This is a genomic window from Halorubrum sp. Eb13, from assembly GCF_002252895.1.
GTDB lineage: Archaea > Halobacteriota > Halobacteria > Halobacteriales > Haloferacaceae > Halorubrum.
Window position 1 is genome coordinate 1 of record NZ_NHPE01000099.1, and the last position, 786, is coordinate 786.

Consider the following 786-nt stretch of genomic DNA (forward strand, 5'->3'; position numbering starts at 1 on the left):
CGACCGAGGAGGCGATCACCTGCTTGATCTTCCCGGCGTACTCCTTGCCGACCTCGCCGTGGCCGGCCATGAGATCGGCGCGGTCCGAAAAGGAGAGGTCGTACCAGTTGTACTCCTCGCCGCGGCGCTTGCTCATCGGGTAGAAGCAGACGTACTCGTCGTCCGGGATCTCCGGCGTCAGCTTCCCCTCGATGTATCCGCGGAGGCCGGCGTCGACTTCCTCCGGCCCCTCCTCGAAGTACGCGTCGGAGACGTAGCCGGACACCTCGGTGACCGAGACGTACGAGGTGGTCCGTTCGGTAAACCGGGCGAGCGCGGTGTCCTCGAACCGGCGCTCGATCGACGAGAGGTCGTCGAGCGAGGGCCGGAAGTGGACGAACAGGAGGTCCGCCTTGTGCCCGAGCACGGAGAACAGGCCGGAGTCGCCCTCGTCGGCGTCGGCGACCAGCTCCCGGTGTTTCAGGAAGGCCTCGCCCTCCTCGATCGCCCGTCGTCGCTCCCGCTCGGGGGCGTCGCGCCACGCGTCCCAGTCGATGGACCGGAAGTCGTGCAGCGCGAACCACCCCTCCTCGGTCTGTGGTGCCTCGACCATACCCGTCGTTCGAGCGCCGGGACTTAGGAGTTTGCGAGTCGTCGTCGCCCCTCCCACGTCGAAGCCGTCTCAGCGAGTCGCTCGAGCGTAACTGTGAATCCCCCGACAAGATTAATCGTGATCAGCGCGTTGAGGGCGCATGGCCATCGCTCGGCACGATCGCGGGGTACGGGCGGACCTGCGGGCGTTACTCT

Annotated in this window: 1 protein-coding gene; it reads right to left on the reverse strand. The window is 66.8% G+C overall.

Features of this window, described 5'->3' with window-relative positions:
- On the reverse strand, positions 1 to 592 hold a 592-nt coding region (locus tag DJ75_RS12055; RefSeq protein ID WP_176451453.1), incomplete at its 3' end, for a chlorite dismutase family protein.
- Positions 593 to 786 lie beyond the last annotated feature (194 nt).